The organism is Devosia albogilva, from assembly GCF_042685625.1.
GTDB classification, from domain to species: Bacteria; Pseudomonadota; Alphaproteobacteria; order Rhizobiales; family Devosiaceae; genus Devosia; species Devosia albogilva.
Genome location: NZ_JBHUNP010000001.1, coordinates 905449 through 921692 on the forward strand (window position 1 = coordinate 905449; position 16244 = coordinate 921692).

15 protein-coding genes are annotated in these 16244 nt (G+C 66.0%); 1 reads left to right on the plus strand and 14 read right to left on the minus strand.

The window, feature by feature from the left end:
• Window positions 1–23 precede the first annotated feature (23 nt).
• From ccoS to ccoN, 8 genes are all read right to left on the minus strand, one after another.
• Window positions 24–182 (minus strand): cbb3-type cytochrome oxidase assembly protein CcoS, encoded by a 159-nt coding sequence (ccoS, locus tag ACFSX5_RS04585; protein WP_386832113.1) that lies wholly within the window; start codon window positions 180–182, stop codon window positions 24–26.
• Window positions 179–2386, minus strand: a complete 2208-nt coding sequence (locus ACFSX5_RS04590) for a heavy metal translocating P-type ATPase (RefSeq protein WP_386832114.1) — start codon at window positions 2384–2386, stop codon at window positions 179–181. The genes ccoS and ACFSX5_RS04590 overlap by 4 nt, the downstream gene beginning before the upstream one ends.
• Window positions 2383–2856: a FixH family protein gene (locus tag ACFSX5_RS04595; protein WP_386832115.1), complete on the minus strand. Its 474-nt coding sequence runs from the start codon at window positions 2854–2856 to the stop codon at window positions 2383–2385. The genes ACFSX5_RS04590 and ACFSX5_RS04595 overlap by 4 nt, the downstream gene beginning before the upstream one ends.
• On the minus strand, window positions 2853–4412 hold the full coding sequence (gene ccoG / locus ACFSX5_RS04600) for a cytochrome c oxidase accessory protein CcoG (protein ID WP_386832116.1): 1560 nt from the start codon (window positions 4410–4412) through the stop codon (window positions 2853–2855). Before ccoG ends, ACFSX5_RS04595 begins: the two co-directional genes overlap by 4 nt.
• A gap of 147 nt (window positions 4413–4559) precedes the next feature.
• Window positions 4560–5447 (minus strand): cytochrome-c oxidase, cbb3-type subunit III, encoded by an 888-nt coding sequence (gene ccoP, locus ACFSX5_RS04605; RefSeq protein WP_386832117.1) that lies wholly within the window; start codon window positions 5445–5447, stop codon window positions 4560–4562.
• On the minus strand, window positions 5444–5614 hold the full coding sequence (locus ACFSX5_RS04610) for a cbb3-type cytochrome oxidase subunit 3 (RefSeq protein ID WP_386832118.1): 171 nt from the start codon (window positions 5612–5614) through the stop codon (window positions 5444–5446). Before ACFSX5_RS04610 ends, ccoP begins: the two co-directional genes overlap by 4 nt.
• A 9-nt stretch (window positions 5615–5623) precedes the next feature.
• Window positions 5624–6355 (minus strand): cytochrome-c oxidase, cbb3-type subunit II, encoded by a 732-nt coding sequence (ccoO, locus tag ACFSX5_RS04615; RefSeq protein ID WP_386832119.1) that lies wholly within the window; start codon window positions 6353–6355, stop codon window positions 5624–5626.
• A 12-nt stretch (window positions 6356–6367) separates the two neighbouring features.
• Window positions 6368–7978 carry a cytochrome-c oxidase, cbb3-type subunit I gene (gene ccoN, locus ACFSX5_RS04620; RefSeq protein ID WP_386832120.1) on the minus strand — a complete coding sequence of 537 codons (1611 nt, stop codon included), beginning with the start codon at window positions 7976–7978 and terminating at the stop codon, window positions 6368–6370.
• 142 nt (window positions 7979–8120) lie between these two features.
• Between ccoN and ACFSX5_RS04625 the strand changes: the two genes are divergently transcribed.
• Window positions 8121–8828, plus strand: a complete 708-nt coding sequence (locus ACFSX5_RS04625) for a sulfite exporter TauE/SafE family protein (protein WP_386832121.1) — start codon at window positions 8121–8123, stop codon at window positions 8826–8828.
• A gap of 60 nt (window positions 8829–8888) precedes the next feature.
• On the opposite strand, the gene ACFSX5_RS04630 is transcribed toward ACFSX5_RS04625, so the two are convergent.
• From ACFSX5_RS04630 to ACFSX5_RS04655, 6 genes are all read right to left on the minus strand, one after another.
• On the minus strand, window positions 8889–9443 hold the full coding sequence (locus ACFSX5_RS04630) for a hypothetical protein (RefSeq protein ID WP_386832122.1): 555 nt from the start codon (window positions 9441–9443) through the stop codon (window positions 8889–8891).
• Between the two features lie 161 nt (window positions 9444–9604).
• Window positions 9605–10696 carry an ABC transporter ATP-binding protein gene (locus ACFSX5_RS04635; protein WP_386832123.1) on the minus strand — a complete coding sequence of 364 codons (1092 nt, stop codon included), beginning with the start codon at window positions 10694–10696 and terminating at the stop codon, window positions 9605–9607.
• A gap of 5 nt (window positions 10697–10701) precedes the next feature.
• Window positions 10702–11529, minus strand: coding sequence for a carbohydrate ABC transporter permease (locus ACFSX5_RS04640; protein ID WP_386832124.1), 828 nt, complete (start codon window positions 11527–11529; stop codon window positions 10702–10704).
• On the minus strand, window positions 11526–12413 hold the full coding sequence (locus ACFSX5_RS04645; RefSeq protein WP_386832125.1) for a carbohydrate ABC transporter permease: 888 nt from the start codon (window positions 12411–12413) through the stop codon (window positions 11526–11528). Before ACFSX5_RS04645 ends, ACFSX5_RS04640 begins: the two co-directional genes overlap by 4 nt.
• 68 nt (window positions 12414–12481) lie before the next feature.
• Window positions 12482–13720 carry an ABC transporter substrate-binding protein gene (locus ACFSX5_RS04650; protein ID WP_386835574.1) on the minus strand — a complete coding sequence of 413 codons (1239 nt, stop codon included), beginning with the start codon at window positions 13718–13720 and terminating at the stop codon, window positions 12482–12484.
• Window positions 13721–13832: 112 nt separating this feature from the next.
• Window positions 13833–16184, minus strand: coding sequence for an alpha-L-rhamnosidase (locus ACFSX5_RS04655; RefSeq protein ID WP_386835575.1), 2352 nt, complete (start codon window positions 16182–16184; stop codon window positions 13833–13835).
• Between the last annotated feature and the right edge of the window lie 60 nt (window positions 16185–16244).

Consider the following 16244-nt stretch of genomic DNA (forward strand, 5'->3'; position numbering starts at 1 on the left):
CCGGCCAGCCACTTTGACCTTGGTCAAACTGGAGGGTTTTCGTCGTCCTCGATGAGGATGCGCTCGGCGGCGCCTTGCAGGTCTTCGTACTGCCCGGCGCGTACGGTCCAGAAGAAGGCGGCAAGGCCGACCGCGCCCATGCCCACGGCAGCGAGGACCACGAGAATAAGGCCGCCGCTCATGCGGATACTCCGGCGTTGTCCGACGGCACACGCTCGAGCCTGAGGCGCAGGGCGTTGAGGACCACCAGGATCGACGAGGACGACATGGCGACTGCCGCGATCAGCGGCGTCACCAGACCGGCCATGGCCAGCGGCAGCACCACCAGATTGTAGGCGAGCGACAGCGCCAGGTTCTGGCGCACCAGTCGATCGGCGCTGCGGGCGATGCGGATGGCGAAGGGCACGCCGTCGAGCCGGTCGCGTGTCAGCACGAAGTCGGCGGCGGCGCGCCCCACATCGGCAGCGGCGGCGGGGGCGAAGGAGACGTCGGCGGCGCGCAGGGCGGCGGCGTCGTTGATGCCATCGCCGATCATCACCACCGCGCCATGACGATCGCGCAGGGCATTCACCGCCTCCACCTTGCCGGCAGGGTTCAGTTGGGCGCGGGCACAATCGGCGCCGATCGCCTCCGCCACGCGGATCACCGGACCGGCCGCGTCGCCGGACAGGACATGAAGATCGAGGCCGAGTTGCCTGAGTTCGGCCGCCGTGGCGGGGGTCTCAGGGCGCATCCGATCGTCGAAGGTGAAGCGGGCCACCGGTCGGCCGTCGCGGGCCAGCCACACGGTGGTGCGGTCGTCGGTGTCGGAGGCGCCGCAGAAGGCCGGAGAGCCGAGCCGCCATAGCGTGCCGTCGATCTCGGCTTCCACTCCGGCACCGGGATGTTCCTGGACGTCGGCGGGCGCCTCGGCCGGGCCATGGGCGGCGACGATGGCGCGCGACAGAGGGTGGTTGCTGCTGGCGGCAAGTCGGGCGGCGACGGCGAAATGTTCGGGGTTGGCCGTGGTGTGGGCGAGGCTTGGCCGGCCTTCGGTGAGCGTGCCGGTCTTGTCGAAAGCCGCGGCCCGCACCTCGGTGAGCCGTTCGAGCGCGGCGCCATCACGCATGACGATGCCCTGGCGCAGGAGGCGCTCGGCGGCGATGACATGGACCATGGGCACGGCGAGGGCCAGGGCGCAGGGGCAGGTGACGATCAGCACCGCCACGGCATTGACCAGCGCCGCATGCCAGCCGCCACCCAGAATTCCCCAGCCGAGAAAGGTCGTGGCGGCAGCGAAGTAGATGACCGGCCCGTACCAGCTTGCGGCGCGGTCGGCGATGCGGCGGTAGCGGGTGCGTGTACCCTCCGCCGCTTCCATCAGCGCAGCGGCACGGGCGAGGAAGGAGTCGCTGGCCGGCCGAACGGCCTCGACCCGGGCGGCGAAGCCAAGATTGGTGGCACCGGCCGGCAGGCTCGCGCCGGTTTCGAGTTGCACCGGCAGGGGCTCGCCGGTGACCAGGGCAAGGTCGAGCTCGGCCCGCTCGGAGCGGAGTACGCTGTCGGCCGGGACGCGGTCGCCGGGGCGCAGCAGCAGTTCCATGCCCGGCTGGATGCGGTCGAGCGGGGTGTAGGTGGTGCTGCCGTCCGCATCGATCACCTGAGCGCCGCGCGGGGCGAGCCGTGCCAGTGTGGTGACGACGCTGCGCGCCTGTGACCGCATGACATGCTCGAGCGTCCGGCCGGCGAGCAGGAACAGCAGCAGCATGGTGGAGGCATCGAAATAGGCGTGCTCACCGCCGCGAATGGTCTCGAACAAGCTGATGCCGCAGGTGGCGATCAGACCCACCGCGATCGGCACATCCATATTGCTGCGGCGGGCGGAGAGTGCCGCCCAGGCGGAGCGGAAGAAGATGCGCCCGGCGTAAACGGTGGCCGGGAGTGCGACCAGCGCCGAGATCCAGTGGAACAACTGGCGGGTGGTCGGATCCGGATCGCCGTTCCACACCGCCTCGGAGAAGAACATTACATGCAGGGTAGCGAAGGCAGCCACCGCCAAGGCCCGCAGCAACTCGCCGAGTACCGGGTCCTTGCCATCGAGATCGCGGGCGTCGACGGGATGGTTGCGGTACCCGCTCGCCCGGATGACCTCGGGCAGCCGCCGGAGTACGCCCTCGCCCGCGAAATCGACCTGCACCGTGCGGCGGGTGAGGTTGACGCGCGCCTGCCGGACGCCATCCAGCGCCCCGAGGCCACGCTCGATGGTGTCGATGCAGGCGGCGCAATAGGCGTCGGGTACGGAGAAGTTGATGCGGCAGACCCCGTCTTCGAGCCGCTCGACGAATTCGATCAAGTCCGGTGCGGCCCGGCCGATGGTGTCGGGCGGGGCAACCGCGATCTCGGTCATGGCACCGTCACCCGCCGCTCGAATTCGATCGGACCGAGGCTGGTTTCGCCGGTGGTGACGATGACGTCCCACACGCCGGACGGCAGCGCCACTGCGGCGGCGTAGCCGCTTTCGCTCGGCGTGAGCGGCAAGGTCTGGTCGTCATGGCCGCCGACCGGGCGGTGGATGAAGGCGGAGACTTGTTCCAGCGGCAGCACTGCCCCGTCGGCATCGCTGGCGCGGAAGACCAGCTTGCCATCTTCGTAGCTGGTGGCGAAGCGCCAGCCCGCCTCGACCTGGGCGCGGATGCGATTGTGCTTGTCGTCGAAACGCTGGCTTTCGACATAGCTGTTCTGGACCACCAGCCCCGTCCAGGTGCGGCTGGCCGATATGGCCATCACCAGGTTCACGCTGATGATCACCCCGAAGAAGGTGCAGGTGACCAGCAACATATGCCGCCCGGTGAACTCGCGTGGCTTGCTGGCGCTCATCTGGACACCTCCGGCGCTTCGAAACGGGTGAGGGTGCGGGCTTCGTCGCCATCTGCGCTGCGCACCGCCACGGTGAAGTCGGTCTGCGAGGCGAGATCCTCGCCGGGCATCCGCACATAGAGCCGGACCGGCAGGACGGCATCCGGTTCGAGCTCAAGCCGGAGTTGGCTGACGGGTTCTTCGGCGAGGTTCGGCGAAGTGAGCGTCGCGCCCGGCAGGCCCTCGAGCGTGAGCAGGACCTCGCGTGGCGCCGCCGTCATGTTCAGCACCTTGACGTCGTAGCCGTTGCGGATCGAGCCGTCGGACAAGAGCACATATTGCGGGTTGCGGTCGTGCAGGACGTTCACCCCGAGCGGCACCCGCATCGACAGGGTCACCAGCATGGCAACGCCGATGGCGCACCAGAAGGCGAAGTAGACGAAGGTGCGAGGGCGCACCACGGAGCGCCAGTCGGTGCGGCGAACCTTGTCCGAGAGTTTGCCTTCGGGCGTACGCACTGCGGCAGGGTCGATCCGGCCCGATGCGGTGGCCAGCGCCATGTTGGTGTCATAGTCGCTGAGCGTGGCGTAGCTGATCAGCCCGCGTTCGCGCCCGAGCTTGTCCATGACATTGTCGCAGGCATCGATGCAGAGCGCGCAGGTGATGCATTCGAGTTGCTGGCCGTCGCGGATGTCGATGCCCATGGGGCAGACGGCGACACAGGCATTGCAGTCGACGCAATCACCGAGGCTGTCGCCGGTCTGGGCCGCCTTCTTGGCGTGCTTGCCGCGCGGCTCGCCGCGCCAGTCGTTGTAGGTGACGGTGAGCGAGTTCTCGTCGAGCATCGCCGCCTGGATGCGCGGCCAGGGGCACATATAGGTGCAGACCTGTTCGCGCATGAGCCCGCCGAAGGTGTAGGTCGTGGCGGTGAGAATGGCGATGGTGGCATAGGCGACGAGCGGCGCATCGAGCGTGAAAAGCTGCGGCAGCAGGGTCGGTGCGTCGGCGAAATAGAATATCCACGCCCCGCCTGTAGCCATGCCGACCAGGATCCAGACGCCGTGCTTGGCAATGCGCTTGGCCAGCTTGGTGGGGCTCCAGCGGCCGTTGTCGAGCTTGATGCGGGCGTTGCGGTCGCCCTCGATCAGCCGTTCGATGTGGATGAAGAGGTCGACCCACACGGTCTGCGGGCAGGCATAGCCGCACCAGGCGCGGCCGATGGTGGAGTTGATCAGGAACAGCCCCACGCCGGCCATGACCAACAGGCCGGCGACGTAATAGAATTCCTGGGGCCAGATTTCGATGAAGAAGAAGTAGAAGCGCCGGTTGGCGAGATCGAGCAGCACCGCCTGGTCGGGCGCATGCGGCCCACGGTCCCAGCGCAGCCACGGCAGCAGGTAATAGACGCCGAGCGTCACCGCCATGATGATCCATTTGAGGCGGCGGTAGCGGCCCTGCACCGACTTCGGAAAGATCTTGGTGCGCGGCGCGTAAAGGGGTTGATCGGCAGGCGCCGGCTTGCTTGCGCCCGGCTGGGAGCGCGGCGCGACGCCCTTGGTGTTGTCGATGATGATCATTCTGTCCGCCCTGACTGCAGCTTCGCTTGTGCCCGAAGCGGGCGGCGAGGGGTTTGACCTGGGTCAAACCGCAAGGGGAAAGGGGGCGCCACGACGCCCCCTTCAGTCCGACCATCCGCTGTCTGCATGCCGGACGGACGGAAGCTCCTACTGCCCGCCACCAAGTCCGTGCACATAGACGGCGAGCTGCTTCAGCGTGACCTCGTCGAGCTTCTCGCTCCAGGCCTGCATCATGCCGTGCCGAGGCTGGTGAATCTGGGCCTCGATAGCGGCGAGCGAGCCTTCATAGAGCCAGATCGGATCGGTCAGGTCCGGCGCTCCGAGTTCGGCCATGCCGAGCCCTTCGTCGCCGTGGCAGCCGGCGCAGTTGTCGGCATAGATTTGCGCGCCTTCCGGTGTGGCGGCTCCGCCCTCGAGCCCCGACAGGCTGGCGACATGGGCGGCAACGCTCTTGATCGCAGCCTTGTCGAGCATGCCGTCGGTCCCGAAGTTGGGCATATAGGCATAGCGGGTGTCCGGATCGGTGGGCGAACGCACACCATGGGCGATGGTCTGGTAGATATCGTTGACCGTGCCGCCCCAGATCCAGGCGTCGTCGTTGAGGTTGGGATAGCCGGCAGCGCCGGTGGCGCCGGTGCCGTGGCACTGCGAGCAGTTGACCTTGTAGGCTGAGTTGCCGGCCGCGGTGGCGAAGCGCGCCAGTTCGGGATCGGCCATGATCTCCTCAAGCGAACTGCCGGCGATCCGCCCGATGACGCCCTGGCGGGCAGCGTCGGCCTCGGCCAGGGTCTGCTGCAGGTCGGCACGGCTCGAATAGCCGAGCAATCCGCTGGTGGCGGAACTGACCAGCGGCCAGGCGGGAAACAGCACGGTGTAGCCGACCGCCCAGACGATGCAGCCGTAGAAGGTCCACAGCCACCAGCGTGGCAGGGGATTGTTCAGCTCCTTGATGCCGTCCCACTCATGGCCGGTGGTCTCGACGCCGCTGAGCGCATCGATGTCCTTGTGATGGGGAGCCTCGGGTTTCTGGCTCATTTGTCGCGTCCTTCTTCGGCATGGTCGCGCAGCGGAATCATCGCGGCGTCTCGCGCGCGCTGGCGAGCACCGGGGCGGAGCAGGAACACGGCCACGCCGATGAAGATGGCGAAGAGGTAGACGAGACCCCAGGAGTCGGCGAAGTGCCGCAGGCTGTCATAGGTCATGATCGGTCCTTAGCGCTGGTTGGCAGCTTCGTCGTAGGTGTCGAAATCGACGAGGGTGCCGAGCATCTGCAGGTAAGCGACGAGCGCATCCATCTCGGTGATTTCCATCGGCTTGCCGTCGAACCCGCCGGTCACCGCCTTCGGATAGCGGGCGAGCAGATCGCCGGTATCGGCGTCGGGCGTCGCCTGGGCGACGACGTCCAATCGGGCCGCCGCGATGGCTTCGTCGCTATAGGGCACGCCCACCGCCGCATTGGCGCGCAGCATGCCGTCCACCGTGTCGAAGTCGAGCTTGGCATTGACCAGGAAGGCGTAGCTCGGCATGATCGATTCCGGCACCACCGAGCGCGGATCGATCAGGTGCTGGACCTGCCACTCGTTGGAGTAGCGGCCACCGACCCGGGCGAGGTCCGGGCCGGTACGCTTGGAGCCCCACTGGAAGGGGTGGTCGTACATCGACTCCGCCGCCAGCGAGTAGTGCCCGTAGCGCTCGGTTTCGTCACGGAAGGGCCGGATCATCTGCGAGTGGCAGACATAGCAGCCCTCGCGGACGTAGATGTCGCGCCCGGCGAGTTCGAGCGGCGAGTAGGGCCGCATGCCCTCCACCTTCTCGATGGTGTTCTGGAAGTAGAACAGGGGCGCGATCTCGACGATGCCGCCGATGGAGACCACGATCAGCGAGCCGATCAGCAGGAGCGAGGCGTTGCGCTCGATGATGCCGTGTTTGGCAAGAATGGACACCGGACGGGCTCCTTACTCTGCAGGCTGAAGTTGTGCGGGGACGGGCATCGGCCGTTCGGCCCGGACCTTGCCGGCGATGGTCATGGCGACGTTGTAGGCCATCACCAAAGCACCAGCGAGGTAGAGCAGGCCGCCGAGCGCGCGCATCACGTAGTAGGGGTGAAGGGCCGCGACGGTTTCGGCGAATGAGTAGACCAGGAAGCCCTGGCTATCGTATTCGCGCCACATCAGGCCCTGCATGATGCCCGACACCCACATCACCGCGGCGTAGACGACGATGCCGAGGGTCGCGAGCCAGAAGTGCCAGTTGACCATGCGCATCGAGTAGAGCCGCTCGCGGCCCCACAGGCGCGGCACCATGAAATAGACGGCGCCGAAGGTGATCATGCCCACCCAGCCGAGCGCGCCCGAATGCACGTGCCCGATGGTCCAGTCGGTGTAGTGGCTGAGCCCGTTGACCGACTTGATCGACATGACCGGACCTTCGAAGGTCGACATGCCGTAGAAGGCGACGGCGATCACCATCATGCGGATGATGGGGTCGGTGCGCATCTTGTCCCAGGCGCCGCGCAGGGTCATGAGGCCGTTGATCATGCCGCCCCAGCTCGGCATCCACAGCACCACCGAGAACACCATGCCGAGGGTCTGCGCCCAGTCGGGGAGCGCCGTGTAGTGCAGGTGGTGCGGGCCGGCCCAGATGTAGAGGAAGATCAGCGCCCAGAAGTGGATGATCGACAGCCGGTAGGAGTAGATCGGCCGCTCGGCCTGCTTGGGCATGTAGTAGTACATCATGCCCAGGAAGCCGGCGGTGAGGAAGAAGCCCACGGCGTTGTGGCCGTACCACCACTGCGTCAGCGCATCCTGCACGCCCGAGAACAGCGAGTAGCTCTTGGCGCCCAACAGCGACACCGGCATCGTCAGGTTGTTGACGATATGCAGGAGCGCGATGGTGACGATGAAGGCGAGGTAGAACCAGTTCGCCACATAGATGTGTGGCTCCTTGCGGCGCAGGATGGTGCCGAAGAAGACCAGGAAATAGCCAACCCAGACGACCGTCAGCCAGAGGTCCACATACCATTCGGGCTCGGCATATTCGCGGCTCTGGGTGATACCGAGGAGGTATCCCGTGGCGGCCAGCAGGATGAAGAGCTGGTAGCCCCAGAACACGAACCAGGCGAGATCGCCGCCGAACAGGCGGGCCCGGCTGGTGCGCTGCACCACGTAGAAGGACGTGGTCATCAGCGCCGTGCCGCCGAAAGCGAAGATCACCGCGGAAGTATGAAGCGGTCGCATCCGGCCGAAGGTGAACCACGGACCGAAATTGAGGTCGGGATAGGCAAGCTGCAGCGCCACCACGAGGCCGACGGTAAAGCCCACCACGCCCCAGAACACGGTAAGAATGGTGCCGATGCGGATCGGCCCATCCATGTAGCCGGTCTGCTCGGCCGCCACTGCCTCGAGGCTCGGCTGCGGCAGGCGCATGGCGACGATGGTGCCGATTCCCAGCACGAAACTCAGCAGACCCATATGGACGCGGAACGCATCGTCCACGGCCAAGCCGGACAGGAGCAGCGCCGCGACGGTCCCTGCTCCCAGCCCGATTATCCAACCCGTATATCTCACCGGAGCCCCCGAAAATCTGGCGCGGCCACACTGCCGCCAAGCGTCTGGATAGTGGCGCCCCGCCCGACCGGCCTTGATCTAGGTCAAGGCAGCAGCGGCGGCCCCGCCGCAGGGTTCGGCAGGTTTTCTTTCGTGGTTTGGCATGATCCCGTCGCCCATCATCTGGGGCCTGCTGCTCGGCCTGGGTTCGAGCCTGCACTGCGCCGGCATGTGCGGCCCCATCGGCTGTACGCTGATGATGGCGATGCCCGGAGCCACCGACCGGCGGTCGCTGCTGGTGCGCATCGCGAGGATGCAACTGGGACGGGTGACGGCCTATGCCGGCCTGGGGCTGGTGTTCGGCCTTCTCGGAGCCTCGCTTTATGCGAGCCTCGATCTCAGTGCGCTGCACCAGGCAATGCAGTGGGTTGCGGCTCTCGTGGTCATCTGGATGGGATTGGCGACGGCTGGCATGGTTCCGGCGCTGGCCGGTGCCGACCGCCTGCTGGCGCCGCTTGCCAGTGGGCTGGCGCGCTATCGCATGGCCGCCTCCGCTGGAGGGCCCGAGGCGGCGTTGGCAGCCGGATTGATCTGGGGCCTGACCCCGTGTGCCATGGTCTATGCGGCGATCTTCAACTCGCTGCTGACCGGCGATGCCTGGATGGGCGCGTTGCTGATGCTGTCCTTCGGCATCGGCACCATCCCCGCCGTGGTGATCACAACCTTGGCGTTGCTGAAAGCCGCGGGCCGCCGCCACCGGCCCGGTCGAGTTGCTGCCGGGGCCATGCTGATCGGTGCCGGTGTGCTCGGCCTGCTGCTGACGGTGCCCGGCAGCCCCCTCTGCATCACGCCGGCCTGGCCGCCGGGCTGACGTCCGCCAAGCCGGTCAGCGGCCCAACTGCGCTGTTGGCACCAGGGAACAGGCACCCGCCTAGAGGGGTCCGTCGCGCTCGAACTCTTCCCAGCCGATCAGTTGCGGACGCGGACTGCCGTCAGCGTTGAGCCGAGGCGCAGATGAAGCAGCAGCGGACTTCTTCTGCTCCCGCCGCAGCTTCGCCTTCCAGACAGCTTGCCGCCGGTTCTCTGCAGCCGTGATCGCATCGTCTTCGCGCCAGGCGTCGACGAGGTCACGGTCCAGGATATCCTCGACCGTGCGGGTATCGAAAACGTGGAAGGTGATTTTCTTGGCCCGTCCACGCAGCTTCACCGTCCGCGTTCCTGCGCTCGGCAGGCGGCCATCCTTGAGCCAGCGATGCCGTTCAGTGGTCGAGATGGAGAGGATGTCCTCGATCTCCCGCGGGATGACCGGCAGACTCCCGATACCGATCAGCGCGCCGGAAACGATGGCCTCCGCCGCCTCGAACGCGGCATTCGCGCCTTCCGGCATCCGCAGGGTGAGCAACCCTGCCGCCTGGTCGAGCGACTTCTTCATCGCCGAAGGCAGGCGGGCGCGGATTTCGAGCAGGATTCCTCTTGCCCGAACCAACGAGCCGAGTGTGGCTCCAGCCGGCAGCGCCCACTCCCGAACCAGGTCAGTGGGGCTGTCATCTCTCTGTTTTTGCTTGCGTGACACCGGCCTTAGGTGGGCCCTCGATGCTCGAGTGCAATGGCTGGCTGCATGTGCTCCCACAAAAGTGCGGCAATGGCTCAGCCCACCCGGGTCGGGTGCCGGGCAGCGCCCGAGGCATCGAAGAGTACGGCATCGGTCGGCTCGAAGCCGAAGACGATGCTGTCGCCGGTGCGCAGGGCACGGTCGCCGTCCAGGACCGCCATGATCGCCTGGCCGCTCGGCAGGCTTACGCTGACATTGGTCTCGCTGCCCAGCCGCTCCACCAGGTCGATGCGGCCCACCAGCGAGCCGGTGTCGCCGGCCGTGAGCACCTGCGGCCGGATGCCGATGGTGACCTGATCGCCCGGCTTGAGGCCCGTCGTGTCGGCAAACACTTCGGTCGCGGTGAGATCGACGCTGCCCACGCGCACCGTGCCCTCGCCGATGGCTTCCACCTTGGCCGAAAGGAGGTTCATCTTGGGCGAGCCGATAAAGCCGGCAACGAACAGGTTGGCGGGGCGCTGGTAGAGTTCGATTGGCGAACCCACCTGCTGCACCACGCCACCATCGAGCACCACGATCTTGTCGGCCAGCGTCATCGCCTCGACCTGATCGTGGGTGACATAGATCATGGTCGAGCCGAGGTCATGGTGGAGCTTGGCCAGTTCCATGCGCATGTCGACCCGCAGCGCTGCATCGAGGTTGCTGAGCGGCTCGTCGAACAGGAATACTTCCGGCTGCCGCACGATGGCGCGGCCGATGGCAACGCGCTGGCGCTGCCCGCCCGAGAGCTGGCTCGGCTTGCGATCAAGCAGGTGCTCCATCTGCAGGATACGCGCGGCGTCGCGGATCTTGCGGTCCCGCTCCTCCTTCGGAGTCCGGGCCAGCTTCAGCCCGAAGCCGACATTGTCGTAGACCGTCATGTGCGGATAGAGCGCATAGTTCTGGAACACCATGGCGATGCCGCGGTCGCGCGGCTCGACGGTGTTGCAGAGCTTGTCGCCGATATAGAGCTCGCCTGCGGTGATGTCCTCGAGGCCGGCGATCATCCGGAGCAGCGTGGACTTGCCGCATCCGGAGGGTCCGACGAAGACCACGAACTCCCCATGTTCGATCGTCAGATCCACACCCTTGATGACCTCGACCGGGCCATAGCTCTTGCGCAGCGATTTGAGGGCCAGTCCGGCCATGGTCATTACCCCTTGACGGCGCCCGCAGTCATCCCCGCCACGATCTGCCGGTTGAAGAACAGGAAGACGATGAGCGGCGGGATGGTGATCAGCAGGATGTTGGTGAACAGCAGGTTGTAGGACGTGTTGAACTGCGACTGGAAGTTGTAAAGGGTGAGCTGCACCGTCGCGTTCTGGTTGCCCGGCAGATAATAGAGCGGGTTGGTGAAGTCGTTGAAGATGCCGACCGACTGCACCACGATATTGGTCACGGTCACCGGCCACAGCAGCGGCAGGATCACCCGGAAGAAGACGTCCAGCGGCCGCGCCCCGTCGATGATCGCCGCCTCGTCCAGTTCACGCGGAATGGTGGCGATGAAGGCGCGATAAAGGATGATCGAGAACGGCAGGTTGTAGGCCACTTCGATCAGGATCATGCCGTGCAGCGTGGCATAGAGTTGCAGGCCCTGCAGCAGCCAGATGGTGGGAACCACTGCGGGCGGGATCATCAGGCCGGCGAGGATCAGGAACTCCACCCATGGGTTCCAGCGCGAGTCCCGCCGCGCCAGCACGAACCCCACCATGGCGGCCAGGATGACGATCAGGGTGACGCTGACCACCGTCAGGATGGTGGAGTTGACGAAGGCGGTCACCAGCATCCAGTTGCGGGTGGTGACCACCTCCACCACGTTGTCCCACAGGTGGAACTCGGTGGGCCAGGAGAAGTCGCGTTGGCCGGCCTGCCGACGATCCTTGAAGGCCGTCAGCACGATGAAGATGAACGGAATGACGAAGACGACGAAGGTGGCAGCGATCGCCGCAACGCCGCCGACGACGGAAGCGCGCGATTTCATTCGTGGCCCTTCTTGCGGTTGAGCAGCATGGTGAGCGGCAGGACCAGTACGCCGATCATGACGAACAGCACGACGTTGCCGGCAGTGGACAGTCCGAAGAAGCCGGCCTGGTACTGCTTGTAGATCACCGAAGCGATGGTGTCGGAGGCAAAGCCCGGCCCGCCTTTGGTCATGGCCCAGATCAGGTCGAAGGTCCTGAGGCCGCCGATGAAGCTGAGAATGATGACGGTGTTGGTTGCCGGCCGCAGCAGCGGCAGGGTCACGTACCAGAAGTTCTGCCACTTGGTGGCGCCATCGATACGCGCAGCCTCATAATAGTCCTGCGGAATGGCGACCACGCCGGCGATATAGATCACCGTGGCGAGGCCCACGCCCTTCCAAACGTCGACCAGCGCCACCGAAATCAGCGCCAGGCGCGGGTCGGTGAGCCAGCCGGGGCCGGTGATGCCGAACAGGGCCAGGACCTCGTTGATGGCCCCTTGGGTCGGATGCATCAGCACCGTCCAGGTGATGCCGACGCCCACGGTCGAGACCAGCACCGGAAAGAAGATCACGGCGCGCAGGTAACCGCGCGCAATGATCTGGCTGGTCAGCATCAGCGCCAGCAGCATGCCGATCACCACCTTCAGCCCCGAGGTCAGCACCGCATAGATGACGGTGTTGGTCAGGCCCTGGACCAGAAAGGGTTCGCGGAAAAACTGAACGAAATTGTCCAGGCCGATGAAGGTGGCATCGAACAGGCTCCAGCGGGTCAGGCTGAAGTAGAAGGATGTCAGGGTCGGCCAGAGGAAAAGCAGACCATAGATGATCGCCGCCGGCAGGAAGAACCAGACCGGATAGGGAGAGCGGCGTTGTACGGCAGCAGCGCTTGAAGCGGCTGGCATCTGCACCTCCAGCAAAGAGTTGGCTCGCGGCGGGAGGGGTGCCGCGAGCCGTTCGGGTGTTGCTTAGCTTACCAGCCGGACAGGCCCAGCTGCTGCGCCTGCTTGCGCACATCCTCGTCATAGAGGGCTGCGGCATCGGCGGGCTCGCGGAAGCCGGAACCGACCTCCACCGTCAGCTGCTCGAGGATCGGGCCCTTGATCGGGGACAGGAACTCGAGAGCCGGCGCATTCTTGCCGCCTTCCTGGAAGTAGGGAAGCAGGTCGGCCACTGGTGCCGCTACATCGTCGGGCAGGGTGCAGCCGTCGATGAGGTACGGCCCGTTCACTGCCACTGCCTGGCTCTGCGCCTCACAGCCTTCAGGGCTGGCGACAAAGGCCAGGAACTCCTTGGCGACCTCGATGTTCGGCGAGCTCTGCGGGATGTAGAAGCCGGCGGGCATCCACACGGTCAGGCCATTGTCCTCGGCGCTGTCGCCCGGCTGGGCGAAGAAACCGACATCGTCCATCAGCTCCGGATAGCCGTCCGACAGGGCCGGGATCGCGAAGCTGATCATCGGATAGTGCGCGCCCTCCCCTTCGGCGAGCATGCGCAGGCCGTCCTCATAGGTGGCGGCACCGAAATCGGCGTTGAAGTAGCCGCCATCGGCCACGGCCTTGAGGCGCTCGAAACCGCGCAGGGCCGCCGGGGTGGTGGCGAACTTGGCTTCACCGGCGGTGTACTTCTCGGCGAAATCCGGCACTTCGGACTGCACGTTGTAGAAGTCGGCCAGCACCAGCACCTGGCTGGTCCAGGGCTCACCATAGGTCTGGATCACGGCCGTCTTGCCGGCAGCCTTGATCTTTTCGTTGTTGGCCATGAACTCGTCCCAGCTGCGCGGGACTTCGAGGCCGAGTTCTTCGTAGATCTTGCGGTTGTAGAAGATGCCGCCGGCCTCTGCCGGACGGGTGGGAACGGCGTAGACGCCCTCGCCGGCCGTCACCACCTGCTTGAAGCTGTCGGCGACGTTGTCCATGAACGGCTCGTCGCTGAGGTCCACCAGCGTACGCTCCGGAGCCAGCGCCTGCATCAGCGAGCCCGTATTGTACCAGAAGATGTCGGTCATTTGGCCGGTGGCCAGGCGGGTCTTGACGATGTTGTCGCCTTCGCCGCCGCCCGGACGGGCTTCGATGTCGATGGAAACGTCCGGGTTCTTGGCCTCGAAGGCCTCGGCCAGAGCTTCGGAAATGGCGAGCGTGTGGGACGCGTTGTCGACCAGCATGGTCAGGTTGACGCTCTGGGCCATGGCCACGCCCGACAGGGCGGTCATGCCCAGCAGGCCGGCGGCAATGCCACCCAGCGCGCGCTTGGTTGCAAGTTTCACGGTAGGTACCTCCTCATTGTTTGCCGCACCATGCGGCATTCACTAGGCACGCCGCGGGTCACGGCGTGCGGGCGTTGATCTCCACCTTGTCCAGCGCCAAGCCGGGCACCGGGGTGAAGGTGAACTCGATGGTGTGACGGCCCGGGCCGACCTCGCTCGTGCCGCCGACCGCCTGACCGTTCACGGTGATGTCGGCATAACGATCGAGCCGAAGCACGCCGCGGCTGCCCGCCGGCACTTCGATGTCGTAGCGAACCCGATGGCCCTCGACGGTCCAGGCAGCGCGGATCGTGCCGCGCGGACTGTCGTGGTGGGCCTTGACCGGCGAGAGCTCGGGGATGATCACCGGCTCGAACAGGATGCGTTCAAAGCCCGGCGCCTCCGGATCCGGCTGGAACCCGGCAACACCTTCCAGCAGCCACTGGCACACCGCGCCATAGGCGTAGTGGTTGTAGGAGTTCATCTGCGGGTTGTAGATCGAGCCATCCGGCTGGATGGCATCCCAGCGCTCCCAGATGGTGGTCGCGCCCATCTTCACCTGGTAGAGCCAGCCGGGCACCTCTTCCTGCAGGAACACCTGCGCGGCGATACCAGGCTCCCCGATCTTGACCAGCGCTGGCAGCAATGCCGGCGTGCCGATGAAGCCGGTGCCGATCCTGCCATCGGTCCGCACGATTGCGGACTTGAAGTACGCCTTGGCCGCCTCGCGCTTGTCCTCGGGGATCAGGTCGTGGAGGAAGGCCAGCGCATAGGAGGTCTGGTCGTCATAGGCGAGACGCCCTGATGGGGTGATGAACTCGCGCGCGAAGGCTGCCTTCACCTCGTCCGCCATCCGGCTCAACCGTTCGGCCGTCGCGGTGTCGCCGGTGATGGTGGCGATGCGCGCCACCAGACTCGAGGTGATGAACAGGTAGATGGTTGCCGCCGCATCGTCGCCGATGGTCGGCAGCGGCTTGGCGCTCGGCCCGCTCGGCTGCAGCCAGTCCCCGAAGCTGAAGCCGCGCGCACCCCAGGCGCGGGGCGGCTTGACGATCGGGCCGTCGCTGATCGACCAGACGAAATCGACCCACTTGACCATCGCCGGCAGCGCTTCGGCCAGGAATGCCTTGTCGGCGTAGTGCAGATAGAGCTGCCACGGCACCATGGCGATGGCGTCGCCCCAGCCGGTGGAGCCATAGAAACCGGGATAGCCTTCCGGGTACATCCGGGTCGGATCCGGCACCACGTGGGGAACGGCGCCGTCCTCGCGCTGATCCGCCATGACGTCGCGCACCCACTTGCGGAAGAAGCCGTGCACCTCGCCGAGATAAGCGGCCGTGCCGGCAAACACCTGCGCATCACCCGTCCAGCCCAGGCGCTCGTCCCGCTGCGGACAGTCGGTCGGCACTTCGATGAAGTTGGCGCGCTGCGACCAAACAGTATTGAGGAACAGCCGGTCGACCAGCGGATTGGCCGAAGAGAAGCCCGCCTTGAGTTCCGTGACGGAGCTCACCGGCACCGAGACGATATCGGAGAGCGTTGCGTCGCCCTCGATCGTCACGCGGACATAGCGGTAGCCCTGGAAGGTGAAATACGGCCAGTAGTGCTCCTCGCCGGTGCCGGCGAGGATGTACTCGATCCGAGCGGCAGCGGTGCGGTAGTTGCCGTTGTAGAACTGCCCGTCCTTGTCGAGCACTTCGCCGTGCTCGACGATGACCCGCGCCCCGGCCGCACCCTTGACGGTGATGGCGACATTGCCGCCGGCATTCTGGCCGAAGTCGTAAACAGTGCGGCCCTCGTCATCGCGCCAGCTCTTGACCACCGGCAGCGGCTCCAGCTCGCGCACCGGCGTTGTTTCGTGCGGCACGAGAATGCTGGTGTCGAAGTCGAGCACCTCCGTACCGGCGGTGACGGTGGGCGCCAGCCGGGCGTCGAAAATCTCGCCGAAATAGATGCCCGACTTCAGGATCGGCAGCGTGCCGCTTTCCCAGCTGTCGTCGGTAAGGAGCACTGCCTCGTCCAGACCGGGGGCGGCACGCAACTCGACAATGGCTGCGATGTCCTTGCCCCAGGTGTTGAAGATCGGCGCCTTGCCCCACATCAACTGCGAGCGCATCCAGCCATCGGCCAGCCAGATCTCGACGCGGTTCTCGCCCGCCACCAGCAGGTCGCCCACGGCGTAGCTCTGATAGCTGAGGCGCTGATCATAGACCGTCCAGCCGGGCGTCAGGAGGTCGTTGCCCACCCGCTTGCCGTTGATGAAGGCGCGATAGAGCCCAAGGGCACTGATGTGGAGGACTTCGTTGCCACTCGGCACTGCGACCGTGAAGCTCTTCGCCACGAAGCTCGCCTGCGTACCCACACCCGCGTCGGCCTGCGGACGCACCATCCTGGCGCTCCAGCGGATGGGTGCCGTTTCGGACGCAGACATGCGCAGTACCGCTGAATCGTTCACGCGGAGATCTCCCTGGGATAGTCGCCCCTGAGCGGG